The sequence below is a fragment of the Marinobacter gudaonensis genome (assembly GCF_900115175.1).
In the GTDB taxonomy this organism is placed as follows: Bacteria; Pseudomonadota; Gammaproteobacteria; order Pseudomonadales; family Oleiphilaceae; genus Marinobacter; species Marinobacter gudaonensis.
In genome coordinates, this window is record NZ_FOYV01000001.1 from 1,075,393 (window position 1) to 1,098,609 (window position 23,217).

Below are 23,217 nucleotides of genomic sequence, written 5' to 3' on the forward strand. Positions count from 1 at the left end.
GTCCAGCCAGCAATCACAGATTGCTGTCGCTACGCTGCGCGCGAAGCTTCGCTTCTAAAGCGCTTGCTTCGCCCATGTGCGCTTGGCGCCGGCCATCCATGGCCGCCGACATTCTCGGAGATTGACCTGCTCGCCGCCCTGCATACTTGGGGAGATAAACCTATGTCGGACCTGCAACACGCCGTCCGACAACGAACGTCATTCCTTAATTCGATACTCCGCCGACCGGGCGTGGGCCGTTAACCCCTCACCCCTCGCCAGAACCGACGCCACGCGACCCATCCGATCCGCACCCGCGGCGCTGAAGCCGATGATGGAGGACCGCTTCTGGAAATCGTAAACGCCCAGCGGCGAAGAGAACCGGGCCGTCCCACTGGTGGGCAGCACGTGGTTGGGGCCGGCGCAGTAGTCACCCAGGGCCTCAGCGGTGTAGCGGCCCATGAAGATGGCGCCGGCGTGGCGGATGTCCTCAAGCAGGGCTTCAGGATTCTCCACGGAAAGCTCCAGGTGCTCGGGGGCAATCCGGTTGGAGACGGCGGCCGCTTCTTTCAGGTCTGCGACCTGAATCAGGGCCGCCCGGTCAGTCACGGAGGTGCGGATGATGTTGGCGCGTTCCATGGTCGGCAGCAGTTTGTTGATACTCGCTTCCACCGCATCCAGGAAGTCCGCATCCGGGCTGATAAGGATGGACTGGGCCTGTTCGTCATGTTCGGCCTGGGAGAACAGGTCCATGGCGATCCAGTCCGGATCGGTGTTGCCGTCGCAGATCACCAGAATCTCGGACGGACCGGCAATCATGTCGATGCCAACCACACCAAAGACTTCCCGCTTGGCGGTGGCCACGAAGATGTTGCCGGGGCCGACAATCTTGTCGACGGCGGGAATGGTTTCGGTGCCGTAGGCCAGCGCGGCAACCGCCTGGGCGCCCCCCACGGTGAATACCCGGTCAACGCCGGCAATGGCGGCTGCTGCCAGCACCATGTCATTCACTACGCCATCCGGCGTGGGCACCACCATGATGACTTCGCTCACACCGGCCACTTTTGCGGGAATGGCGTTCATCAACACCGACGAGGGATACGCAGCCTTTCCACCAGGCACATACAGGCCGGCCCGATCCAGCGGCGTTACCTTTTGGCCCAGCACAGTGCCGTCCTCGTCCTCGTATTGCCAAGACTTCTGGTTCTGCCGTTCGTGGTAATCCCGAATTCGCTCGGCCGCTTTCTCAAGCGCCACGCGCTGGTCTTGGGGAATCGCTTCCAACGCCTGCTGCAAACGGCTCTGATCCATTTCCAGTTCGGCAACGGAGCCGACCTTCAAGCGGTCGAACTTCTCGGTAAATTCCAGAACCGCCTGATCACCTCGGGTTTTCACTTGATGCAGGATATGACGCACCGACTCGTTCACCTGATGATCAACACTGTCGTCCCAGGCCAGCAATTTGGCCAAAGCAATGTCGAAGTCACTTTGTGAGGCGTTCAGTCGTTTGATGCTTACGGTCATATCTCTCATCCTGTAACCAGGCTCTATTGCGGCTCTCGTCGTTTCTCAACGGCTGCCGACATCTTTTCGATTATGGGGTTAATCCGCGCGTGTTTCATCTTCATGGACGCACGATTCACCACCAAGCGGCTGCTGATATGTTCAATCAGTTCCCTGGCCTCAAGACCGTTGGCCTTGAGGGTGTTACCGGTGTCCACGATATCGACGATCTCATCCGCCAGCCCGAGGATCGGCGCCAGTTCCATCGCGCCATAGAGCTTGATGATGTCGGCCTGGCGACCCTGGGCTGAATAATACCGACGGGCCAGATTCACGAATTTGGTCGCCACCTTGATACGACCGGCAGGTGGGGTCTGGTTCTTCGGCCCGGCGGTCATCAGTCGGCATCGGGAGATGTTGAGATCCAGCGGCTCGTACAGTCCCTCACCACCATGCTCCATAAGAACATCCTTACCGGTCACGCCCAGGTCGGCGCCGCCGTACTGAACGTAGGTGGGCACGTCCGTAGCCCGCAGGATCAGCACCCTCACTTGCGGGTCGGTGGTCGGGAACACCAGCTTGCGGGATTTCTTGACGTCGTCGACCAGCTCGATGCCCGCCTCCGCCAGCAACGGCAGGGTTTCCTCCAGGATTCTTCCCTTCGACAAGGCGATGGTGATGGAATCTGTCATCAGTTCTTCCGGTTTCCCTGTAATGTCTGGTTGGGTGTCTCAGGCCGGCAGGCGGCGGATACTGGCGCCCAGCAGCTGAAGCTTCTCTTCAATACACTCGTAACCACGATCAATGTGGTAAATGCGGTCAACGATTGTGTCTCCGTCGGCCACCAGGCCGGCAATGACCAGACTGGCTGACGCCCGCAGGTCAGTGGCCATCACCGGTGCCCCGGTCAGGTGGTCCACCCCCTTGATGATGGCGGCATTGCCTTCGAGTGTGATGTCTGCACCCATGCGGATCAGCTCCTGCAGGTGCATGAAGCGATTCTCGAACACCGTCTCGACAATGGTTCCGGAGCCTTCCGCCACGGCATTCATGGCCGCAAACTGGGCCTGCATGTCGGTGGGAAACGCCGGATAAGGCGCGGTGCGCAGGCTTACCGCTTTCGGGCGGTTGCCCTTCATGTCGAGCTCAATCCAGTCCGGACCTGTGCTGATATGGGCGCCGGCTTCTTCCAGCTTGAGAAGAACCGCTTCCAGCAGGTCTTCTCGGGTGTCCTTGAGCTTGACCCGACCGCCAGTAGCGGCGGCAGCCACCAGATAGGTACCGGTTTCGACCCGGTCCGGCAGCACGTTGTAGTGGCAGCCGTGCAGGCGTTCAACGCCATTGATTTCGATGGTTGCGGTGCCGTGCCCCTTGATGTCGGCGCCCATGGCAATCAGGCACTCGGCCAGATCCACCACTTCCGGCTCTCGGGCGGCGTTTTCGAGAATGGTTTTACCATCAGCGAGGGCCGCAGCCATCATCAGGTTCTCGGTGCCGGTAACCGTGACCGTGTCCAGGAAGATATGAGCACCTTTGAGGCGCCCGTTGCTCTTCGCCTTGATGTAGCCGTTCTCAACCTTGATATCCGCGCCCATCATTTCCAGGCCGTGGATGTGCAGGTTCACGGGCCGGCTGCCAATGGCACAACCACCAGGAAGGGACACTTCCGCCTCACCGAAGTGCGCCACCAGCGGGCCCAGCACCAGAATGGAGGCACGCATGGTTTTTACCAGCTCGTAAGGTGCGTGGAAATGCTTGATGGTGTTGGCGTGGATCTCCACGCTCATCTTTTCATCAATCATCAGCTCCACGCCCATGCGGCCGAGCAGCTCGATCATGGTGGTGATGTCGTTCAGGTGCGGCAGGTTGCCGACGGTCACCGGCTCGTCCGCGAGCAGGGTTGCCGCCAGGATTGGCAGCGCGGCGTTCTTGGCACCGGAAATCCGGATTTCACCATCCAGGGGCTTGCGCCCCCTGATCAGAAGTTTGTCCACAATGAATATCCTGTCTTGTTCGGGCGGTTCAGCCCTGGCGATCTGCCCATTCGGCCGGCGTGAACGCGCGCGGGTGAAGTGCGTGGATTGTGCCATCCATTACCTGCTGGAACAGCGCCTTGTTGATCAGCTGCTGGCGCTTGATGGTGGACAGGCCTTCAAACACATCGCCCACGACCACAACCAGATAATGGGTACCGTCAACCTGTACCTGCACGTCGCAGTCAGGGAAGGATTCCTTGACCAGCTCGGTGACTTGGTTGGCATCCATAGAAAAACCTCGGGTGTTTGGAAATCAGGGGCGAGATTGTAACCAATTACGGCGCCCGGGTCAGCTTTACCATGCAGTAATGAGGGGCGGCGAAACCGTAGGCTTTCAGTGAGTGGCGATGTCGGATCCCGGTGCAAAACCGGGCAACTCCTCTTCCAGATTGCTGAGTGCAGCCAGCGACGCCAACCTGTCGCTGACACCACGGAAGGACAGCTCGATATTCCGGCCTGCCGCCAGGCGGCGCCAACACAGCAGAAGAGACAGAACGACACTGTGCGCGTTCTCCAGAGCCTCCAGGTCTACCGTCAGCGCCCGGGAGCAACTGGCAATCAGCGCTTCGCCCTGTTTTCGCAGGGCGACAACGCTGTCGAAGTCCACAAAGCCCGAGACAACCAGGACACCGTCCGACAGCCGGGCCAGCGGCGCCGACGGGCTCATGACTTGTCCACTTCCTGCTCAAGATTGAGGGACTGGATAGCATCGCTCCAGCCGTCGATCACCGCCTGGATCCTGCCTCGGTTCTCTTCCATTTCCTGGCTGAACCGGTCGCGGAAAGCCAGACCAATGTTCACGCCCTCAACGATCACGTTCTCCATCATCCACTGACCACTATCGGTCTTGTACATGGAATAGGTTACCGGGTAGCGGTTACCCGACGCGGTGACCACTTCCATCTGCACGGAGGCCCGGCCGCTGTCCTGAGGATTGATGGTGGCACTCTGCACGTTGATTTCGAATTCCTCGGCACTGACCAGCGCCTGCGCGTAACTGTCGAACAGACTGCGCTTGAACTTGACCACGAACTCATCACGTTGCTCGGGGGTTGTCTGACGTGCGTACCGGCCCATCACTCGGGCGGCGATCCGCCGAAAATCAACAAAATCCGACAGTGCCTCGTCCATTTTCCGATAGAAGGCTTCCGGGTCCTTGTCATACAGGCCACGCTCCCGGTTGAGCTTATCCACCAGTCTCTGGGTATTGGCATCCACGTACTCGCGCAGGTCTTCGGCCTCGCTGGCATGGACGGCAGACGCCAGAAACAGGGCCAGCACCAGGCCCAGCAGTGTGTGGATTCTGAAAACAAACATCCCGATCTCCTGTGTAGTCTTTTCCGGCCTGAATCACCGACCCGATGCGAAGTTACTGATCAGTCGCTCAAGGTTCATGGCCGACTGGGTTGAGTAGAAGGTGTCGCCCTCTTTCAGGGATTCCATATCCGCGCCAACGGAAATATCAATGTACTGCTCTCCCAACAGGCCGGATGTACGTATTACTGCGGAACTGTCAGCGGGAATGTTATCCACGTTCGAATCGATGGACATGGTCACCCGGGCCTGAAAGGTGTCCTTGTCGAGGGCGATGGACTCGATGGTGCCCACCGTGACGCCCGCCATGGACACCCTGCCGCGCGGCGTCAGACCACCGGTGTCGTTGAAGTTGGCGTAAATGGTATAGGTATCCCCGGCCGATTTGGGTGACAGCCCGCTTACCTGTAACGCCAGGAACAGCAGCCCCGCACAGCCTGCAATCATGAACAGGCCAACAATGATTTCAGTGGTTCTCTGTGCCATTTCCGGCTCCGTTGAAATCCCGTTATCGATGGTTTCAGAAATCGCCGAACATCACGGCGGTCAATACAAAATCCAGCCCCAGAACAGCCAGCGAGGAATACACCACGGTCTTGGTAGTCGCCGAGCTGATGCCCGCGGAGGTCGGAACACAATCATACCCCTGATACACCGCAATCCAGGCACACACAAAGCCGAAAACGATGCTCTTGATCACGCCATTGAGGACATCGTCCACGAAATCGACCGAAGACTGCATGTTGCCCCAGAACGACCCCTCGAACACGCCCAGCCAGTCGACACCCACCAGCATGCCACCCCAGATGCCAACCACAGAAAAGATCACGGCCAATACCGGCATAGCGATGAAACCGGCCCACAGACGCGGCGCAATAACCCGACGCAGCGGATCAACCCCCATCATTTCCATGCTGGACAACTGCTCGGTGGCTTTCATCAGGCCAATCTCGGCTGTCAACGCGGAACCAGCCCTGCCGGCGAACAGCAGCGCGGTCACCACCGGGCCCAGTTCCCGGACCAGAGTCAGGGCAATCATCTGGCCAATGGCAGACTCTGAGCCATAGTCACTGAGAATGGTGTAACCCTGCAGCCCCAGCACCATGCCAATGAACAATCCGGACACCACGATAATGGCGAGGGACAGCACTCCTACTGCGTACAGCTGCCGCACCAGCAGCGGGAACCCGGTTGCCGGTTTGGGCACACCTCCGAGGACTCCTGCAAGGAAACGACCAGAGCGCCCGAAGGAGGCGACAATATTCAGGCCAAGGCGACCCAGGGCTGCGACTCTGTCGATCACACACCACCCCCGGAGAAACCGAAGTCCCGGCCGGCGTCGTCGGCCGGGTAATGGAAGGGTACGGGCCCGTCCGGTTGCCCCTGGAGGAACTGCTGGACCTGTTCAGACGGATGTTCCCGCAACTGCTCGGGCGTACCCTCACCGATGACCTTCCCGTCGGAGATGATGCAGGCGTAATGGCAGATGCTCAGGGATTCGGGCACATCGTGGGATACCAGCACACTGGTCAGGCCCATGGAGCTGTTCAGATCGCGGATCAGTTTCACCAGCACACCCATGGCAATGGGATCCTGGCCAGCGAAGGGCTCGTCGTACATGATCAGCTCAGGATCCAGGGCAATACTGCGGGCGAGTGCGACCCTGCGGGTCATGCCCCCGGACAGTTCGGATGGCATCAGATGGCGCGCACCGCGCAGGCCGACTGCCTCAAGTTTCATCAATACGATGTCCCGAATCATGTCCTCTGGCAGGCGGGTGTGAACTCGCAGCGGAAACGCCACATTTTCATACACCGACAGATCCGTGAACAGAGCCCCACTCTGGAACAGCATGCCCATGTTCTCGCGCAGCGTATAGAGTGCCTTGCGCTTTAGCCGGGGCACATCGTGTCCGTCCACTACCACCTGGCCGGAATCCGGCTTGAGTTGCCCGCCAATCAGGCGCAGCAACGTGGTTTTACCGGTACCACTGGGGCCCATGATGGCGGTAATGCGGCCACGGGGAATGCTCAGCGTGATCCCATCGAAAATACGGCGTCCGGAACGGGAAAAAACGACATCCTTGAGAGTAATGTAAGCCGGCGAATCCATAGTCCTTACCTTTCGAAGTGGGGCTACATTATGCCAAGGAGCCGCCAAGCTCAATCCATGGCGGCGAAATACTACCCGAAATCCACTGACCGCCATGATCAGTTTGACTGATCTTTCGATCACCGGGCATCGTTAGCCGTTGAAAATGATATACTCCGGGAACAATTTTCGATGTCACTTTTCAGCGACATTTCCCAGAGACGCGACAGCCAGGCCCCAAGCCCGATGACCGACCAGACTGCAACCGACTTTCGTACCTCCGCCCTGCGTGCCATCCGCATTGAGCGGGACGCCATCGACGCGCTCGAAGGCCGCATTGGCGAACAGTTCGACCGTGCATGCGAAGTTATCATGGCCTGCAAGGGCCGGGTTGTGGTTACCGGCATGGGCAAGTCCGGCCACGTTGGCAATAAGATCGCCGCCACCCTGGCCAGCACTGGCACGCCCTCATTCTTTGTGCATCCGGGCGAAGCCAGCCATGGCGACATGGGCATGATCACCCCCCAGGATGTGGTGATTGCCATCTCCAACAGCGGCAACACCAGCGAGGTGGTTACCATCCTGCCACTGATCAAACGCATGGGCGCTCCCCTGATCAGCATGACCGGCAACGCCAATTCCACACTCGCCCGGGAGGCAGTGGCCAACCTCGATGTGAGTGTGGCAGTGGAAGCCTGCCCGCTGGGCCTCGCTCCCACCTCGTCCACTACCGCGACTCTGGTCATGGGCGATGCGCTGGCCGTGGCCCTGCTCGAGGCCCGCGGTTTCAGTGCCGAGGACTTTGCTTTCTCCCACCCGGGTGGCAGTCTCGGGCGGCGGTTACTGCTGAAAGTCTCGGACATCATGCATTCCGGCGATCGCATTCCGGTGGTAAACGAGAGCACGCCACTCAGCGGCGCCCTGCTGGAAATTTCCCGTAAGGGCCTGGGTATGACCACCGTGGTGGACGACCAGGGCAAACTTACCGGAATATTTACCGACGGCGACCTGCGGCGGACACTCGACCGCTCGGTGGATATTCACAACACCCCCATCCGCGAGGTCATGACCCGACACGGCAAAACCATCGAAGCCGATCACCTGGCGGCGGAAGCCCTGAACATCATGGAAGAAATGAAGATCAATGCCCTCCCCGTACTGGACGACGGCGGCGCCCTGGTGGGCGCGATCAACATGCATGACCTGTTGCGGGCGGGCGTGATCTGATGGCCGACAGCACGACACCCCACCCGATGATGGCCTGGTGGCCGGACGCCCTGCTCGCCAAAGCCCGTCGGATACGTCTGATTGCCCTGGATGTCGATGGCATCATGAGCGATGGGCGACTGTATTTCAGTGCCACGGGAGACGAGCTGAAGGCGTTCAACATTCTTGATGGGCTGGGACTGAAACAGCTTATGGCGGCGGGCATCACCGTCGCGGTAATTACTGGCCGCCAGTCTCCACTGACGGAAAAGCGGATGCGCGACCTCGGCATCCCCCACCTGATGCAGGGCCGTGAAGACAAGAAAGCGGCGCTTCAGGAACTGGTAGGGGCAATGGACATTACCCCGGATGCGATCGCCTATATGGGCGACGACCTGCCCGACCTGCCGGCACTGAGGTTCGTCGGCCTCGGTCTGACAGTACCCAACGGCTACTGGCTGGTGAGACAGCACGCTGACTACTGTACTCAGGCCCACGGCGGTGCCGGGGCGGTGCGTGAAGCCTGCGACCTCATCCTGGCCGCCCAGGGTAAGCTCGACGCCGCACTTCAGCCCTATCTGGAGCCGCAGCCGTGAACTGGTTTGCCGATCGGCCATGGCTGAGAATGCTGGCGTTAGGCGGCACGGTTGTGGCCGCGGTTTTCCTGCTCTGGCGCAGTGACGAAGCGCCGGTTGTCGACCAGGAGGCGGCAGCCCTGCGCGGCGATGCCGAGCCCGACGGCTTTGTGGTCAATGGCAACTACCGGTCGTTCGACGAAACCGGAAACCTTGAGATCCGGTTTGTAAGCCCGCGGATAGAGCAGTTTGAAGAGAAAAACCTGGCAACCATGGATTCGCCGCGCGCGGAACTCTACGGCGATGCCGACACCCAGCCCTGGATTGTTGAAGCGGATCGTGGCCGGCTGATGCAGAACCGGGAGCTGGTGTATCTTACGGGCAATGTACAGGTGCTCCGCAGCGTCGGTGAACGGGACACCACACTGACGACCCGGACACTGACCCTCGATAATAACGAAGGCGTGGTATACACCGACGCGCCGGTGGAGATCCGGGATGTGACCGGCATTACTACCGCCGTTGGCATGAAGGCATGGATAGACGAGCGCATTCTGGAACTGAACTCCCAGGTGGAAGGATATTATGACACCGGAAACTAATGTACGTCGGCGCCTGGCGGCTGCGCTGGTATCACTGGCGATCATGGCCCCGGCCGCCGCCTTCGACCTCAATTCCGACACGCCGATCAAGGTAACGGCCGATAACGCCCGCCTGGACGATGCCAAGGGGATCGCAACCTACACCGGCGATGTCGAGCTGGAACAGGGTCAGACCCGACTGGATGCCGAGCGGGTGGTTCTCTACCGGGACGCAAACGGGCTCAGCCGGATAGAAGCGTCCGGAGAACCGGCCAGGTACCGCCAGCCAGCCCGCGACGGTAACGGCGAAACCGACGCACGGGCCCTGAACATCACCTGGTCTGCGACCGATCAGCGCATCACCTTTGAACGGGAGGCCATCATTGAACAGAATGGCAACCTGTTCCGGGGCAACATCATTCATTACGATACCCAGGACCGGGTAGTTACCGCCGAAGGTGGCACCGACACAGGATCCGGACCGGGCCGGGTCGAAATGGTCATACAGCCACGCAGTACCGACAGCCGCACTGATTAAACAGGATTCCGATGGCAGTTCTGAGAGCCAGCAACCTGGCAAAAAGCTACAAGCAGAAGAAGGTGGTCATTGACGTTTCCCTGGAAATCCGCAGCGGGGAGATTGTCGGGCTCCTGGGTCCCAATGGGGCGGGAAAAACCACCTGCTTCTACATGATCGTCGGGCTGGTTCCCGCTGATCGTGGCCGCATTACCATCGACAGCCGCGATATCACCCCCCTGCCGATGCACGGTCGCGCCCAAAAGGGCATTGGCTACCTGCCCCAGGAAGCCTCGGTGTTCCGCAAGCTGTCGGTTCGCGACAACATCATGGCCATCCTGGAAACCCGTCGGGGCATGGGTCGCGCCGAGCGGGAGCAAAAGCTGGAGGAGCTGCTGGAAGAATTCCACATCACCCACATTCGAGACAGTGTCGGCATGGCGCTGTCGGGTGGCGAACGGCGACGGGTGGAAATAGCCCGGGCCCTGGCCATGGAGCCGGCGTTTATTCTGCTTGACGAACCCTTTGCAGGTGTTGACCCGATTTCAGTCAGTGACATCAAGCACATCATTCGCCATTTGCGCGATAAGGGCATCGGGGTACTGATCACCGACCACAACGTGCGAGAGACCCTCGATATCTGCGAGAATGCCTATATCGTTTCCGGCGGCCACATTATTGCCTCCGGCAACGCCGATGCCATCCTGGCCAACCAACAGGTCAAGGAAGTGTATCTGGGCGACGAATTCAGGCTGTGATACCAAGTGCGGATTGTTTTGATGACCTGCAGCAAGTAAACTCGGCAAAGAACTTGCTAGGGTAAATGAAACCCAAGGCAAGTAACCGGCATATAACGACTTTTTACTGGCTAAGGCACGAAGCGCTGATGAGTGACGGATCCTGAACCATGGTTATGAAAGCCTCTTTACAGTTAAAGCTGGGTCAGAGCCTGACCATGACGCCCCAGCTGCAACAGGCGATCCGGCTACTACAGCTTTCCACCCTGGACCTTCAGCAGGAAATCCAGCAGGCACTGGAATCCAACCCGATGCTGGAAACCTCCGAGGACGATGACCACCCTGACGCCTCCTCCGAAGGCCCGGAATCGGGCGAATCCGAATCCTCGGAACACACCGCCGAATCCCCGACCGAAACCCAGACCGACTGGGACGAAAGCGAGAACGGCCCGGACTGGGCCTCGGAAAACGACATCCCCGACAACATCCCCGATGACCTGCCGGTCGATACTGCCTGGGACGATATTTACCAGTCCGCACCCGCGCCGGCGGCCCGTAACGACGACGAGAACGACCACGATTTCGAGACTCGCAACTCACCGACAGAAACCCTGCAGGATCACCTGGAGTGGCAACTGAACCTCACGCCCATGAGCGAACGGGACCAGGCCATTGCTCATGCCCTGATGGATGCGGTGGATGAGCGCGGCTACCTGACCAGCTCCCTGGAAGACATTCACGCCGGGCTGCTGGATGAGGCTGAGGAAGATCCCCTCGAACTGGACGAAGTGGAAGCGGTGCTGCACCGCCTGCAGCACTTCGACCCACCAGGCGTCTTCGCCCGGGACCTTCAAGAGTGCCTGCTCATCCAGCTCAACCAGTTGCCACCGGACACTCCCTGGCTGGCCCAGGCCCGGCTGGTGATCACCCACTACATCAATCTGCTGGGCAACCGTGATTACGCCCAGTTGCTGCGACGCAGCCGGCTGAAAGAAGATCAGCTCAGGGAAGTACTGGCACTGATTACCGGGCTGAACCCGCGGCCGGGCGATGTCATTGACCGCGCCGAGCCAGACTATGTAATTCCAGACGTGATTGTGCGCAAGCACAACGGCCGCTGGCGGGTGGAACTGAATCCGGAAATTGCCCCGCGCATTCGGGTAAATGCAAGCTATGCTTCACTTATAAGGCGTGCAGACAGTAGCGCCGACAACACCTATCTGCGGGACCAGCTGCAGGAGGCGAAGTGGTTTATCAAGAGCCTGCAAAGCCGGAATGAAACACTACTTAAGGTGGCCACGCGCATCGTCGAGCACCAGCAGGGGTTCCTGGACCATGGAGAGGAGGCCATGAAGCCTCTGATACTCTCGGACATTGCCCAGGCCGTGGAGATGCATGAATCAACTATCTCAAGGGTCACTACCCAGAAGTACATGCACACCCCGAGGGGCATTTTCGAACTGAAGTATTTCTTCTCCAGCCACGTAAGCACGGACGAGGGCGGCGAATGCTCCTCAACGGCAATCCGGGCCATGATCAAGAAGCTGATTGCCGCGGAGACGCCCAAAAAGCCGTTGAGCGACAGTAAAATTGCAGCCATGCTAGGAGAACAGGGAATCAAGGTTGCGCGACGCACCGTTGCCAAATACCGGGAGGCCATGCACATTCCGCCTTCCAACGAGCGCAAGCGGCTGGTCTGATCCCTTACGGGGAGCGGCACGCAACGCAGTATTCGCCGGCGCCAAGGGCGCCTGCACCCAGACCGGCTCTCCGGAGCCGGCACGATGACAACAGGAGACGCCTATGCAACTCAATATTTCAGGCCATCACGTAGAACTGACTCCCGCACTCAAGGATTACGTTTCAGAGAAGTTCGAGAAGCTCGAGCGTCACTTTGACCACATCAGTAACTGCCAGGTTACCCTGGAAGTGGAAAAGGTGCGCCAGATCGCGGAAGCCACACTGCACGTGGTTGGTGGTGAGATTCACGCAAAGGCGGAAAACGAGGACATGTACGCGGCCATCGATGCCCTGATCGACAAGCTGGACCGCCAGATCCTCAAGCACAAGGAAAAGAATGTAGACCGGATGCACGGAAACGGCTCTCGTTAACCGGCTGTTATGGTGTAATTCATACAATCGAGCTGCGACACGAGTGACGTGTCGCAGCCTTTTTTTTAACGGAAACCCAGTCGATCCATGAGCGACACATCCCTGACCATAGACAACATTCTTGCGCCGGAGCTGACCCTATGCAGGGTCGCGGCCTCCAGCAAGAAACGGGCCCTGGAGTTTATTGCCGAGCAGATAAACCAGCAGGACAACACGCTCAGCGAAACCCAGATTTTCAACAATCTGATTGCCCGCGAGCGCCTGGGCAGCACCGGCATTGGCCAGGGTATTGCGATCCCGCACTGTCGGCTTGAAGGGCTGGATCACGTGGTGGGCGTGCTGATGACCCTCGAGGAAAGCGTCGACTTCGACGCCATCGATAATCAGCCGGTCGACCTGATTTTCGCGCTGATCGTGCCCAAGGAGGCCACCAGCGAGCACCTCGAACTTCTCAGCCAACTGGCCGAAAAGTTCAATGAGCGGTCGTTCTGTGACCGACTCCGGCAGTGCCAGGATGCCCGAACGCTTTACGAACGCATGACCGCTACGGGCGGATGAGAGCTACCACAGCAGAGGAAGTTTGGTCATGAAGCTGATCATCGTCAGTGGCAGATCCGGCTCGGGCAAGAGTACGGCACTTCATGTGCTTGAAGACCTTGGCTTCTACTGCATCGACAACCTTCCCATTGGCCTTCTGTTCCCGCTCACCCGTGAGGCGGCAGGCCAGGCCAGTCCGGGCCGGCTGGGCAAGATGGCAGTGAGCATCGACGCCCGCAACCTGTCGGGAGAACTGGCGAATTTCGAGGACATCTACCGCAGTCTTCAGGGTACCGGCGTTACTGTGGAGATCATTTTCCTGGACGCCGACGAACAGTCGCTGCTTCAGCGTTTCCACGCAACACGCCGCAAACATCCGCTGAGCGACGACAAAACCTCGCTGCGGGAGGCAATCAGCAGCGAGAAAACATTGCTGGAGCCGCTGTCCAAGCTGTCAGACCTGTATATCAACACCACTGGCATGTCCATGTACGAACTGCGGGACATGGTCAAACAACGGGTGGTGGGTCGCAAGGACCAGGAGTTGGCTCTGCTGTTCCAGTCCTTTGGATTCAAGCACGGTGTTCCCCTGGATTCGGACTACGTTTTTGATGTCCGCTGCCTACCCAACCCTTACTGGGACACCAGTCTGCGCAAATATGTGGGCACCGACCAGCCGGTTATCGATTTCCTTGAACAGGAGCCGTCCACTCGAAAAATGATCGAAGACCTGACGACGTTCCTGGATAACTGGCTGCCATCCTTCGCCGACAGTAATCGTAGCTATATGACCATCTCCATCGGCTGTACCGGCGGCCAACACCGGTCGGTCTACATGTGCGAACAGTTGGGCGCCTACTTCCGGCAGAAATACAGCAATGTGCAGGTTCGGCACACGGAGCTGCCACACCTTCAGGCAAGGGAAGAGATCTGATCCACTCATGATTCGTCGCCCCATTACCATCATCAACAAACTTGGTCTTCACGCTCGCGCCACTGCAAAGCTCGTTGCCACGGCTTCCGGGTTCGAAAGCAGTGTTCGCATCAGTGGCAAGGGCCGGGAAGTGGATGCCAAGAACATCATGCAGGTGATGATGCTGGCCGCCAGTCAGGGTACCGAAGTGGAGATCATTGCCGAGGGCTCCGACGAGGAGCAGGCGGTCGAGGCCGTGGCCGACCTGATCAACGACTATTTCGGCGAGGGCGAATAAGGCGAATGCCGTACGGCATTCACCTACAACTCATTCTCACCTACAGCGCCTAACTCCGCTATAATGCAGGCGTTTTCTGACGCCGGGTGATTCATGACCGATATTCTGGAAAAAAGCCAGGCCCGCCAGCGCCTTCGCTCCCTGAGTGAAGCACTGGACAGTGGTGCGCTGAAGCAGGTTGCCCGCATCCTGAATGGCGGCCTGAGCCCCAGCGATATTGCCCACCTGCTCGAGTCCTCGCCGCCCCGGCAGCGGGCCCTGCTCTGGAACCTGGTCGACAAGCAGCTCGAGGGGGAAGTTCTCCAGTACCTGAACGACGATATCCGGGGCTACTTCCTGAGCCAGTTGAATGCCCAGGAACTGGCGGACATCATCGAGGACTTCGAGTCGGACGACCTGGCCGACTTGCTGCAACAGCTGCCGGACACGGTGATTCAGGAAGTCCTGGACACCATGGACGAACAGGATCGCCAGCGGGTCGAGGAAGTTCTCTCCTACCCCGAGGACACCGCCGGCGGTCTGATGAACACGGACACCATCACGGTGCGCCCGGACATCAGCATTGACGTGGTGCTGCGTTACCTGCGCCGGCACCGAACCCTGCCCCCGATGACCGACAGCCTGATTGTGGTGAGCCGGCGGGATGAATTCATCGGCATGCTGCCGATCACCAAGATGCTGGTTTCCAATCCTGCCGCCACCGTGCGGGAGGTCATGGATACCGACATTGACCCCATTCCCGTAACCCTGTCCGACACCAAGGTAGCAACCCTGTTTGAACGCTACGATCTGATCTCGGCGCCGGTGGTGAACGAGGAAGGCCGGCTGCTGGGCCGCATCACCATCGATGACGTGGTGGACGTTATTCGGGAAGACGCCGACCACTCTCTGATGAGCATGGCAGGTCTGGACGAAGATGAGGACACCTTTGCACCGGTGTGGAAAACATCCCGGCGTCGGGCGGTCTGGCTGGGTATCAACCTGATTACCGCCCTCACCGCTTCGGCGGTGATCGGTCTGTTCGAAGAAACCATTGCCAAGGTGGTCGCGCTCGCCGTGCTCATGCCCATTGTCGCCAGCATGGGCGGCATTGCCGGCAGCCAGACCCTCACCCTGGTAATCCGGGGCATGGCCGTAGGCCAGATCAGCGGCGCCAATGTGGGCTGGCTGCTGAACCGTGAGTTTCTGTCCGGCATCCTCAATGGGTTTCTCTGGGCGGCCGTGGTCGCAGGGGCCGCCATGCTCTGGTTCCAGGACATGCTGATTGGCGCCATTATCGCCGCCGCCCTGGTCATTAATCTCGTGGCGGCAGCACTCGTGGGTACCGTGCTACCGCTGTTCCTGAAGTCACGGAACATCGACCCGGCCCTAGCGGGGAGCGTGATTCTCACCACCGTGACAGACGTGGTCGGTTTCATGGCCTTTCTTGGCCTCGCCACGATTTTCTATGCGTAGCCGGATGTCGGATTACGCTTTGCTAATCCGACATCCGGTTGGGTGAATTCTTGTAGGTCGGGTTAGCGAAGCGTAACCCGACAACCAGGCAGAACTTATGACAGACAAACACGACAACGACGCGCCCGAATACGACGGCCCCAGCAAATCCCAGCTCAAACGGGAGATGCACGCACTGCAGGACCTGGGCAAACGCATGCTGGATCTGAGCAACGACCAGTTGGCCACTCTGCCCATCAGCGATACCCTCCGGGCGGCCATTGAGGAGTCCCGACGCATCCGTCAGAACGAAGCCAAGCGTCGGCATCTTCAGTACATTGGCAAGGTGATCCGGCAGGAGGACGACCCTGAGGCGCTGGCCACAGCCATCGACGCCTTTGATGCGGGCAGTGAGGAGCACACCCGGCGCCACCACCTGGCCGAGCGCTGGCGTGACCGGATCATCGCCGATGGCGACTCGGTGGTGGGCGAGTTTTTCAACTATTGCCCGAGCGCCGACATGCAGCACCTGCGTAATCTGGCGCGCAATGCCCGCAAGGACGTGGAAAAGCAGAAGAATACCGGCCAGTCCCGAAAGCTGTTCCGATACCTGCGAGAGTGTATCGACGACGCCGAGGCGCTTAGCTGAGTCGCCGATGCTCCCAGACCGGCATACGGGTGCGCAGATTCTCGACCTGGGCAACGTCCAGCTCGGCAGACACCACGCCCGGTCCTTCACCAATTTCCGCAATGACCCGCCCCCAGGGATCACAGATCAGACTGTGGCCATAGGTGCGCCGGCGACTGCTGTTCTGGCCACCCTGCCCCGGCGCCACGACCCAGACCTGATTTTCGATGGCCCGGGCGCGGATCAAAGGATGCCAGTGCGCATCGCCGGTCTGCCAGGTGAATGCGCTGGGCAGGCAAATCCAGTCCACTTCCTTGGCTCTGAGCGCCCGGAACAGCTCCGGGAATCGCAGGTCGTAACAGATGGCAAGCCCCAGCTTGCCAGCCGGGGTATCGACCGCAACCACCTGATCGCCCGGCTCGAACGTATCTGATTCGCGGTACTGGCCATGGGCATCTTCCACCATGGCATCGAACAGGTGAATCTTGTCGTACCGGGCGACTTCCCTGCCCTGATCGTCGAACACCAGGCAGGTGGCCCGCACCCTGTCTGCAATGTCCGAGCCGTCAGGTCGTTGCGCCAATGGCATGGAGCCACCAACAATCCAGAGCCCCAGTGAGCGCGCCTGCTGTGCCAGGAAGGAGCGAATCTGTGGGTCTGCTCCCGCCTCCCGTCGACCACAATCCGGCATCTGGCGGGTTGCCAGGATCGCGAAATTCTCTGGCAGTACCGCCACCGACGCACCCTGCGCCGCCGCCTCAGCCAGCAGACGTCGGGCTTCATCAAGGTTGGCGTCGATGTCGTGGGTACTGACCATCTGGATGGCCGCAACCCGATTGGCGACAGTTTCAGTCATGACAGCCTCCTTCATTAGCCACCGGTATCGAATACCCGCTGCAGGTCCACTTCCGGCGCATCCCAGGTACCCGTAACGCTGTAGGTTGCGCTGGTCAGTCTGCTCAGAGGATCGCCCAGAATCTTGTCGAGTACAAACAGGGCACCGCCAATGGGCGCGCCCGCCCCCATCAGCAGGGCCGCCAAGGGCAAGTTCTGGGTGAGCGGCAGCACAACCACCAGTCGCATATCCAGCTCTTCACTGGCCATGTCTGTGCTGCCGCTGAGTTTGAAGGCACCCGACGGCCCCACAACCTGCAGTTCCGGATCCATGGTCATGAGGCCGTTGATGATCTGCGCCTTGCCCGATATCGCGTCGAACGCGACGCCGCGCTCGTACAGATCCGAGAAATCAAGCTTCAGGCGCCGCCAGAGAGTATCCGAGTTAAGGAGGTTGAACACCCGGAACAGCTGGGCGGTGTTGTTGCTCTCGAGGATAACCCCCTGGTCCAGTCGCAGGCTGACTGACCCGCTGAGGTCCGGTACAGAAATCTGGTCGGGTCGCCCTGGCCAGTCGAGATCCAGCTCTATGGTGGTGGACTCGTTATTCACCGGGATCTCGGCGTCCAGCAGGTCGTTCAGATCGGCCAGCGCACCACCGGAAATCGATCCGGAGAAGCGGCTGGTTTCCCTGTCTCCGATGATGCTCCAGGTCATATCCCCCAGCAGCGTCAGGGAGTTGAGACGACCCTCGATGTCGCTGACCTTCAGGCGGTAGGGCTCGGGGCGAAGGCTGAAGGCCCACTGCCCCAGGGATTCCTCATCCATTTGCAGATTAGCGATGGTAACGTTGATATCTGGCCAGTTCCCCATGTCCAGCTTGCGGAAAGCTCGCAGCTGTTCTTCCAGCGTCAGAACCTCCCGGGGCTCCTGGCCTGTGTTGTTGCCTCGAATCAGCCTCAGCATTTCAAAATCTGCGATCACAGGCTCTTCGCTGTCGGGGAAAACCAGCCGCCCACGGGCCCTTGGCGATCGCGTGGTCACCACCCAGCGGTCGCCCAGATCAAGAGCATTGATCTCGATGTCCCGCAGGATTTCCGCACCCAGGTGCAGGCGATCCAGGCCCAGGTCGAATCCGGAATCGGTCCGGAGCAGATCAAACGTCATGCGGTTTTCCCAATCCCCGGTAATGCCGATACCACCTTGCGCCGTGGGGTTGATGGTGGCCTGCAAAGGCGCCACCTCCTCGGGCTGTTTAGACAGGGGTTCCGGCCAGTCCACAGCCAGCCCTTCCAGACTGGAGCGCACGCGGATCCCCGAACTGGATTCAACCCCCACCTCCAATTCAGCGGTGTAAGGCAAAGTTCCCTTCAGGCCAAAGCCGGTATCGCCGGAAAGGCCGGCTCGCTCGAGTACCCCGGGCATCTGCAGAACACCCGATTGGCGGATGGTCAGGGCATCGCCGCTGCGGGCGCGGCTGAAGGCGATAGCAACCGGTTCTCCGAAGAAAGTGGCATTCAGGGGGCCCCCGGTAAAACCACGTTCGCTGTGGTAGCCGAGCCTGCCACGGATATTCCTCCACGACAGGCCAGCGGAGGCATAGGTGACCGCACCGCTGGACGCCGCAATTCGGGCATCCACCACAGGAGGCGTGTCGGTATTCAACGGCAGATCAATGCCCAGATCCAGCGCGTACTGGCCGGCGAAGTCGAGTTTTCTTACCTCGGTACCGGCCATCTCGCCCAGCGGGCTCTGTCTGAGCCAGAAATCCACGGCTTCCCCGGGCACCGAGGCCGACGCATCAACCCGGATGCGTGTCTGTCCGCGCTCGGGGACAACCCGAACCTTGCTTGGCTTGAGGGTAAGGCCGCCGGTGGACCCCGTATCAAGCTCAACCAGCGTGTCGCCATTGTGGACTCGGACCTGTCCGCTGGCCCCAGTGACTTCCGGCCAATCCTCCTGGTAGCGTACCGAGGCCTGTTCAAACCGGAACACCATGGACGACACGAACGACCCCGGTGGCGCGTCTGACCCGATCTGTCCGTGACCGTAATAGGTGCCTGAGGTGATATCCGCCGCTGAAATGGCGGTGGTCAGCCAATCGTAGAGTCCGGGACTGACTATCCGGTTGGGTACAAAGTCCGCCAGCATCTCTGCCTGGCCATTCTCTACTCCGATCCTGAGCCCAAGGTTGTCCTCACCCTGGCGGTCCATCCTCAGTTCGAACGCACCATCCAGGCGGGTGTCCTCGTTGTACAGCATGCGGATACCGTCTGAGAACACGCGGGTAATGTCACCATCCAGCGACCAGCCGACCTCGCCCTCGAAGGTCTGAAACGACCAGGGGCCCTGGAACAGCTGGGGAAACACCAGGGAGACTGGCTCCGCACCGGCAGCCACCCGGACCCGGCCACTGTCCCGATCCATCGCCAGATCGCCCTGTAACCCGTCAACTCCAGGCGCGCCTCCGTAGGCCCTCACCCGCACATCCCGCAGATGTCCCGAGAGCCGGAAACTGGCGGGCGCCTGATCGGGCAGGTATAGCTCAAGGTCGTCGAGGAAGCCGCCGGGGCGGTAGTTTCTGAGCGCCCTGGTGGCGGCGTCTGGGAGGATCGGCAGGGCGGCCACCAGACGGCGGGTCGGCGCCAGGGGAAAGGCGTCAGCGATGACGGTTATACCGCCATCGGAGGGTGCCAGCCGAAGGCTGAAAGGGGTCACCTCGTCACCGTCCCAACGCCACTGTAATTGCTTGAGATGCCACTCGCCCGGAACGAGGCCCGAATCCTCGACCGGCGCCTGATCGGTCAAGGCGTTGTCATGGCGACGCCAGCCAAACTGCGCCCGGATATCCTCCAGCGGGGCCAGGGACTGCTGACCCACGCCCAGCTGAAGATAAGGCGTCTGGACCGAGCCGGTCACCTGCTGCAACCGTCCGCCCCGGAACGTCAGCCAGGCTTCGCCACCCAGATCAAACCCCTCCACCCGCAAGGACCGCCATTGGTACTCGTCGACGAGGCCATCGAACAGCCGGCCGGAGGCGACATCCAGATAGATCTGGCCGGTAAAACCGCCCCTGAAAAAATGCTGCCCCACCAGAGCAAAGCTGGCGAGCTGCTGCGTGGTTCCAGATTGCAGGGCCCGACCGGACGCGTGGAACAGCCCTCGCCGGTAATCCAGGTCCAGCTGGGGAATATCCAGGTGTCGCAGGTTGCCCTGGTTATCGCGGATGCCAAGGCTGACGCGGGTAATCTTCACATAGGGGTCGGATAGCCAGTTGCCGGCCAGCTCCAGCCACTCCTGCAACTGATTACTGACAGGCTCCGGGAACTCGGCACCGCGCACCGCCACTTCACCGGAGCGCTCCTGGTTAATCGTCAGCTCTAGCCCGTCGGCCTCGAAATCCTCGAAGACAATTCGCATGCGCATGAGCGAGGCCAACGCATCAAAGCGGATGTTCAGATACTGCAGGTTGGCCACCGGAATGCCGGTGTCTGGATGACTGACACGCAGATCTGTCGCGGTGAATGCGGGGTCCAGCCAGTACCAGCGGGAGGAAATGGCGCCAATACTGACTTCATGGCCCAACTGGCGGGAGAGTTCCAGGGCCAGGTCGTCCCGGAACTGGTCAATGTTCTGGGTCAGTTGGCGGCCCAGCCCGGCATAGAGGGCAAGCAGTACCAACAGGAACAACAGCAACCACCAGACCAGGCTCGCCAGGCGTGCCAACAGGCGCACCGGCGGACTCTCCGGAAGATTATCCGAATAGGACGGCTGTTGATCGGCGGAGGACATCGATGCGCCTCAACCTCACCTGGCCAGCCGGTGAGGTGCCCCGGAGTCAGAGCAGGACCACATCGTACTGCTCCTGACTGTAAAATGGCTCAACCTGGAACCGAATGGTCTTGCTGATAAAAGTCTCCAGGTCCGCGACGTTGTCCGATTCCTCGTCCAGCAGTCGATCCACCACACTCTGGGAAGCCATTACCAGGTAGCTTTCGGCATCATAGGCGCGGTTGACCCGGAGGATCTCCCGGAAAATCTCGTAGCAGACGGTCTCCGTGGTCTTGAGGAAGCCCCGGCCATCGCAGACCGGGCACGGCTCGCACAGTACCTGACCCAGGCTCTCAGTGGTCCGCTTGCGGGTCATTTCCACCAGGCCGAGTTCGGAAACGCCGGTAATCTTGGTCTTGGCGTGATCCCGCTCCAGCATTTTCTCCAGCATGCGGTGCACCTGGCGCTGGTGCTCCGAGTCTTCCATGTCGATGAAGTCGATGATGATGATACCGCCGAGGTTTCTCAGACGAAGCTGTCGGCTGATGGCCCTGGCTGCTTCCAGGTTGGTCTTGAAGATCGTTTCCTCAAGATTGCGGTGGCCCACGAATGCGCCGGTATTGATATCAATCGTGGTCATGGCCTCGGTCTGGTCGATGATGACATAACCGCCGGATTTGAGCTGTACCTTGCGACTCAGGGCTTTCTGGATCTCGTCTTCCACCGAGTACAGATCAAAAATCGGGCGCTCGCCCGGGTAGTATTCGACCTTGTCGGCGAATTCGGTGACAAACTCCTGGACGAACTCCATCACCCGCTGGTGGCTCTCACGGCTGTCGATCCGGATCTTCTCGGTCTGGGGCCGAATCAGGTCGCGAATGGTGCGGATAAACAGAGGCAAGTCCTGGTACACCACCGAGGGTGCCTGGACCCTGGCGATGCGTTCCTTGATTGAGACGCTCAGCCGGTGCAGGTACTTCATGTCACCAATGAGGTCCTCTGGTGAGGCAGCCTCCGCCGCAGTGCGGATGATGTAACCGCCCTGAACCTCGGGATCCTCTGCCGCAGCCTCTTCAACCAGGGTCTTGAGTCGGACCCGCTCGTTTTCATCCTCGATACGCTGGGAAATGCCCACGTGACTGACCCCTGGCATGAAGACCAGGTACCGGGACGGTATCGACAGCTGGGTGGTCAGGCGCGCGCCCTTGGTGCCGATGGGATCCTTGGTAACCTGAACGACCAGGGACTGACCCTCGCGCAGCAGGGTACGAATATCGGGTACGGTTTTCGGGGCATCGGAAGGCTCATCGCCATTGGACTGGCTCGGAACCACGTCGGAGGCGTGTATGAACGCCGCCCGCTCCAGACCAATATCGACGAACGCCGCTTCCATCCCGGGAAGCACACGTACCACCTTGCCTTTGTAGATATTCCCGACAATCCCCTTGCGGCTGGTACGCTCAATGTAGGCTTCCTGAAGCATACCGTTTTCCACCAGCGCCACTCGGGTTTCCACAGGGGTGACGTTTATCAGGATCTCTTCACTCATGAGCCAGGACTCTCCAGACTGCTCGGCCAGTTTTTCCATACCGGGTAACCGGCGTGTTCCAGCAAGGCGGCTGTTTCCTGCAGAGGCAGGCCAACCACGGAGCTGTAGCTACCCCGGAGTTCATTGATAAAAATACCACCAAGCCCCTGAATCCCATAACCGCCGGCCTTGTCCATCGGCTCGCCAGTGGCGATGTAGGCGTCAATTTCAGCGGCAGACAGCTCCCGAAAACACACCTCGGTGATAACCAGACGGCATTGGCTGCGCCCGTTGCGAGCCAGGGCAACGGCCGTCATGACCTGGTGGGTGGCGCCAGAGAGCCGGGCAAGCATTGCCCTGGCGTCGTTCGCATCGGCGGGCTTGCCGAGAATGCGGCCATTCAGCACCACCGTGGTATCGGAGCCCAGCACCAGACAATCGGGCGACGATGCGGACACTGCCAGTGCTTTGTCCCTCGCCAGCCGCTGTACGTACTCCTCGGGCGGCTCTCCGGGTGTCGGCGTTTCGTCCACGTCGGCCGGCTGAACCGAGAATGCCAGGCCGATTTGTTCAAGCAGCACGGCCCGGCGAGGTGAGGCCGAGGCCAGTATGATCGAAGGCAT

25 protein-coding genes are annotated in these 23,217 nt (G+C 60.0%); 12 read left to right on the top strand and 13 right to left on the bottom strand.

All coding sequences use genetic code 11. The annotated features are described in order from the left end of the window. Positions 1–198: 198 nt before the first annotated feature. From hisD to BM344_RS04905, 9 genes are all read right to left on the bottom strand, one after another. Complete coding sequence (hisD, locus tag BM344_RS04865) at positions 199–1,503, bottom strand: histidinol dehydrogenase (RefSeq protein WP_091986643.1); 1,305 nt, start codon at positions 1,501–1,503, stop codon at positions 199–201. A 23-nt stretch (positions 1,504–1,526) separates the two neighbouring features. Next, positions 1,527–2,174, bottom strand: coding sequence for an ATP phosphoribosyltransferase (gene hisG, locus BM344_RS04870; protein ID WP_091986646.1), 648 nt, complete (start codon positions 2,172–2,174; stop codon positions 1,527–1,529). Positions 2,175–2,213: 39 nt separating this feature from the next. Then, positions 2,214–3,476 (bottom strand): UDP-N-acetylglucosamine 1-carboxyvinyltransferase, encoded by a 1,263-nt coding sequence (gene murA / locus BM344_RS04875; RefSeq protein WP_091986648.1) that lies wholly within the window; start codon positions 3,474–3,476, stop codon positions 2,214–2,216. A 28-nt stretch (positions 3,477–3,504) separates the two neighbouring features. Then, the gene (locus BM344_RS04880; RefSeq protein ID WP_091986651.1) at positions 3,505–3,747 is read right to left on the bottom strand and encodes a BolA family protein; all 243 of its coding nucleotides are present in this window, start codon (positions 3,745–3,747) and stop codon (positions 3,505–3,507) included. Positions 3,748–3,852: 105 nt separating this feature from the next. Beyond that, entirely contained in the window at positions 3,853–4,185 is a 333-nt protein-coding gene (locus BM344_RS04885) for an STAS domain-containing protein (protein WP_091986654.1), read from the bottom strand. Further along, positions 4,182–4,835, bottom strand: coding sequence for an MlaC/ttg2D family ABC transporter substrate-binding protein (locus BM344_RS04890; RefSeq protein ID WP_091986656.1), 654 nt, complete (start codon positions 4,833–4,835; stop codon positions 4,182–4,184). Before BM344_RS04890 ends, BM344_RS04885 begins: the two co-directional genes overlap by 4 nt. Before the next feature lie 33 nt (positions 4,836–4,868). After that, entirely contained in the window at positions 4,869–5,318 is a 450-nt protein-coding gene (mlaD, locus tag BM344_RS04895) for an outer membrane lipid asymmetry maintenance protein MlaD (RefSeq protein WP_091986659.1), read from the bottom strand. Positions 5,319–5,352: 34 nt separating this feature from the next. Then, a complete protein-coding gene (gene mlaE, locus BM344_RS04900; protein WP_091986662.1) occupies positions 5,353–6,135 on the bottom strand; it encodes a lipid asymmetry maintenance ABC transporter permease subunit MlaE in 783 nt (260 codons plus the stop codon). Then, the gene (locus BM344_RS04905; RefSeq protein WP_091986664.1) at positions 6,132–6,944 is read right to left on the bottom strand and encodes an ATP-binding cassette domain-containing protein; all 813 of its coding nucleotides are present in this window, start codon (positions 6,942–6,944) and stop codon (positions 6,132–6,134) included. The genes mlaE and BM344_RS04905 overlap by 4 nt, the downstream gene beginning before the upstream one ends. A gap of 351 nt (positions 6,945–7,295) precedes the next feature. Here BM344_RS04905 and BM344_RS04910 point away from each other — a divergent pair, with 351 nt between their 5' ends. The 12 genes from BM344_RS04910 (at position 7,296) to yjgA (ending at position 16,482) form a co-directional block, all read left to right on the top strand. Beyond that, complete coding sequence (locus BM344_RS04910) at positions 7,296–8,150, top strand: KpsF/GutQ family sugar-phosphate isomerase (RefSeq protein ID WP_407656843.1); 855 nt, start codon at positions 7,296–7,298, stop codon at positions 8,148–8,150. Continuing rightward, positions 8,150–8,725 carry a KdsC family phosphatase gene (locus tag BM344_RS04915; RefSeq protein ID WP_167363212.1) on the top strand — a complete coding sequence of 192 codons (576 nt, stop codon included), beginning with the start codon at positions 8,150–8,152 and terminating at the stop codon, positions 8,723–8,725. Before BM344_RS04910 ends, BM344_RS04915 begins: the two co-directional genes overlap by 1 nt. Further along, positions 8,722–9,306, top strand: a complete 585-nt coding sequence (lptC, locus tag BM344_RS04920; protein WP_091986667.1) for an LPS export ABC transporter periplasmic protein LptC — start codon at positions 8,722–8,724, stop codon at positions 9,304–9,306. Before BM344_RS04915 ends, lptC begins: the two co-directional genes overlap by 4 nt. Next, positions 9,290–9,823 (top strand): lipopolysaccharide transport periplasmic protein LptA, encoded by a 534-nt coding sequence (lptA, locus tag BM344_RS04925; protein ID WP_407656798.1) that lies wholly within the window; start codon positions 9,290–9,292, stop codon positions 9,821–9,823. Before lptC ends, lptA begins: the two co-directional genes overlap by 17 nt. A gap of 11 nt (positions 9,824–9,834) precedes the next feature. Beyond that, positions 9,835–10,560, top strand: a complete 726-nt coding sequence (gene lptB, locus BM344_RS04930; RefSeq protein ID WP_091986670.1) for an LPS export ABC transporter ATP-binding protein — start codon at positions 9,835–9,837, stop codon at positions 10,558–10,560. A 149-nt stretch (positions 10,561–10,709) separates the two neighbouring features. Further along, positions 10,710–12,239, top strand: a complete 1,530-nt coding sequence (locus tag BM344_RS04935; protein WP_228143552.1) for an RNA polymerase factor sigma-54 — start codon at positions 10,710–10,712, stop codon at positions 12,237–12,239. 103 nt (positions 12,240–12,342) lie between these two features. Next, positions 12,343–12,651 carry a ribosome hibernation promoting factor gene (gene hpf / locus BM344_RS04940; protein WP_008170154.1) on the top strand — a complete coding sequence of 103 codons (309 nt, stop codon included), beginning with the start codon at positions 12,343–12,345 and terminating at the stop codon, positions 12,649–12,651. 87 nt (positions 12,652–12,738) lie between these two features. Beyond that, complete coding sequence (gene ptsN, locus BM344_RS04945; RefSeq protein WP_091986674.1) at positions 12,739–13,209, top strand: PTS IIA-like nitrogen regulatory protein PtsN; 471 nt, start codon at positions 12,739–12,741, stop codon at positions 13,207–13,209. Between the two features lie 28 nt (positions 13,210–13,237). Then, positions 13,238–14,122, top strand: a complete 885-nt coding sequence (gene rapZ / locus BM344_RS04950) for an RNase adapter RapZ (protein WP_091986676.1) — start codon at positions 13,238–13,240, stop codon at positions 14,120–14,122. 7 nt (positions 14,123–14,129) lie between these two features. Next, a complete protein-coding gene (locus BM344_RS04955) occupies positions 14,130–14,399 on the top strand; it encodes an HPr family phosphocarrier protein (RefSeq protein ID WP_091986679.1) in 270 nt (89 codons plus the stop codon). A gap of 93 nt (positions 14,400–14,492) precedes the next feature. Then, positions 14,493–15,854, top strand: coding sequence for a magnesium transporter (mgtE, locus tag BM344_RS04960; protein ID WP_091986682.1), 1,362 nt, complete (start codon positions 14,493–14,495; stop codon positions 15,852–15,854). Between the two features lie 97 nt (positions 15,855–15,951). Next, positions 15,952–16,482, top strand: a complete 531-nt coding sequence (gene yjgA / locus BM344_RS04965; protein ID WP_091986686.1) for a ribosome biogenesis factor YjgA — start codon at positions 15,952–15,954, stop codon at positions 16,480–16,482. On the opposite strand, the gene BM344_RS04970 is transcribed toward yjgA, so the two are convergent. The 4 genes from BM344_RS04970 to BM344_RS04985 are packed head-to-tail and all read right to left on the bottom strand — an operon-like array spanning position 16,475 to position 23,217. Continuing rightward, on the bottom strand, positions 16,475–17,317 hold the full coding sequence (locus BM344_RS04970; protein ID WP_091986689.1) for a carbon-nitrogen hydrolase family protein: 843 nt from the start codon (positions 17,315–17,317) through the stop codon (positions 16,475–16,477). The two genes, yjgA and BM344_RS04970, sit on opposite strands and share 8 nt — an antisense overlap. Before the next feature lie 14 nt (positions 17,318–17,331). After that, positions 17,332–21,087 (bottom strand): YhdP family phospholipid transporter, encoded by a 3,756-nt coding sequence (locus tag BM344_RS04975; protein WP_091986692.1) that lies wholly within the window; start codon positions 21,085–21,087, stop codon positions 17,332–17,334. Positions 21,088–21,133: 46 nt separating this feature from the next. Then, complete coding sequence (gene rng, locus BM344_RS04980; RefSeq protein WP_091986695.1) at positions 21,134–22,615, bottom strand: ribonuclease G; 1,482 nt, start codon at positions 22,613–22,615, stop codon at positions 21,134–21,136. Then, positions 22,612–23,217, bottom strand: coding sequence for a Maf family protein (locus BM344_RS04985; RefSeq protein WP_091986698.1), 606 nt, complete (start codon positions 23,215–23,217; stop codon positions 22,612–22,614). The genes rng and BM344_RS04985 overlap by 4 nt, the downstream gene beginning before the upstream one ends.

What these genes read in the sequence shown, in the direction of transcription:
- hisD (WP_091986643.1), bottom strand. Translation starts at nt 1,503, where the DNA reads ATGACCGTAAGCATCAAACGACTGAACGCCTCACAAAGTGACTTCGAC.
- hisG (WP_091986646.1), bottom strand. Translation starts at nt 2,174, where the DNA reads ATGACAGATTCCATCACCATCGCCTTGTCGAAGGGAAGAATCCTGGAG.
- BM344_RS04880 (WP_091986651.1), bottom strand. Translation starts at nt 3,747, where the DNA reads ATGGATGCCAACCAAGTCACCGAGCTGGTCAAGGAATCCTTCCCTGAC.
- BM344_RS04885 (WP_091986654.1), bottom strand. Translation starts at nt 4,185, where the DNA reads ATGAGCCCGTCGGCGCCGCTGGCCCGGCTGTCGGACGGTGTCCTGGTT.
- BM344_RS04890 (WP_091986656.1), bottom strand. Translation starts at nt 4,835, where the DNA reads ATGTTTGTTTTCAGAATCCACACACTGCTGGGCCTGGTGCTGGCCCTG.
- mlaD (WP_091986659.1), bottom strand. Translation starts at nt 5,318, where the DNA reads ATGGCACAGAGAACCACTGAAATCATTGTTGGCCTGTTCATGATTGCA.
- BM344_RS04905 (WP_091986664.1), bottom strand. Translation starts at nt 6,944, where the DNA reads ATGGATTCGCCGGCTTACATTACTCTCAAGGATGTCGTTTTTTCCCGT.
- BM344_RS04910 (WP_407656843.1), top strand. Translation starts at nt 7,296, where the DNA reads ATGGCCTGCAAGGGCCGGGTTGTGGTTACCGGCATGGGCAAGTCCGGC.
- BM344_RS04915 (WP_167363212.1), top strand. Translation starts at nt 8,150, where the DNA reads ATGGCCGACAGCACGACACCCCACCCGATGATGGCCTGGTGGCCGGAC.
- lptA (WP_407656798.1), top strand. Translation starts at nt 9,290, where the DNA reads ATGACACCGGAAACTAATGTACGTCGGCGCCTGGCGGCTGCGCTGGTA.
- lptB (WP_091986670.1), top strand. Translation starts at nt 9,835, where the DNA reads ATGGCAGTTCTGAGAGCCAGCAACCTGGCAAAAAGCTACAAGCAGAAG.
- BM344_RS04935 (WP_228143552.1), top strand. Translation starts at nt 10,710, where the DNA reads ATGGTTATGAAAGCCTCTTTACAGTTAAAGCTGGGTCAGAGCCTGACC.
- hpf (WP_008170154.1), top strand. Translation starts at nt 12,343, where the DNA reads ATGCAACTCAATATTTCAGGCCATCACGTAGAACTGACTCCCGCACTC.
- ptsN (WP_091986674.1), top strand. Translation starts at nt 12,739, where the DNA reads ATGAGCGACACATCCCTGACCATAGACAACATTCTTGCGCCGGAGCTG.
- rapZ (WP_091986676.1), top strand. Translation starts at nt 13,238, where the DNA reads ATGAAGCTGATCATCGTCAGTGGCAGATCCGGCTCGGGCAAGAGTACG.
- BM344_RS04955 (WP_091986679.1), top strand. Translation starts at nt 14,130, where the DNA reads ATGATTCGTCGCCCCATTACCATCATCAACAAACTTGGTCTTCACGCT.
- mgtE (WP_091986682.1), top strand. Translation starts at nt 14,493, where the DNA reads ATGACCGATATTCTGGAAAAAAGCCAGGCCCGCCAGCGCCTTCGCTCC.
- yjgA (WP_091986686.1), top strand. Translation starts at nt 15,952, where the DNA reads ATGACAGACAAACACGACAACGACGCGCCCGAATACGACGGCCCCAGC.
- BM344_RS04970 (WP_091986689.1), bottom strand. Translation starts at nt 17,317, where the DNA reads ATGACTGAAACTGTCGCCAATCGGGTTGCGGCCATCCAGATGGTCAGT.
- BM344_RS04975 (WP_091986692.1), bottom strand. Translation starts at nt 21,087, where the DNA reads ATGTCCTCCGCCGATCAACAGCCGTCCTATTCGGATAATCTTCCGGAG.
- rng (WP_091986695.1), bottom strand. Translation starts at nt 22,615, where the DNA reads ATGAGTGAAGAGATCCTGATAAACGTCACCCCTGTGGAAACCCGAGTG.
- BM344_RS04985 (WP_091986698.1), bottom strand. Translation starts at nt 23,217, where the DNA reads ATGCCTTCGATCATACTGGCCTCGGCCTCACCTCGCCGGGCCGTGCTG.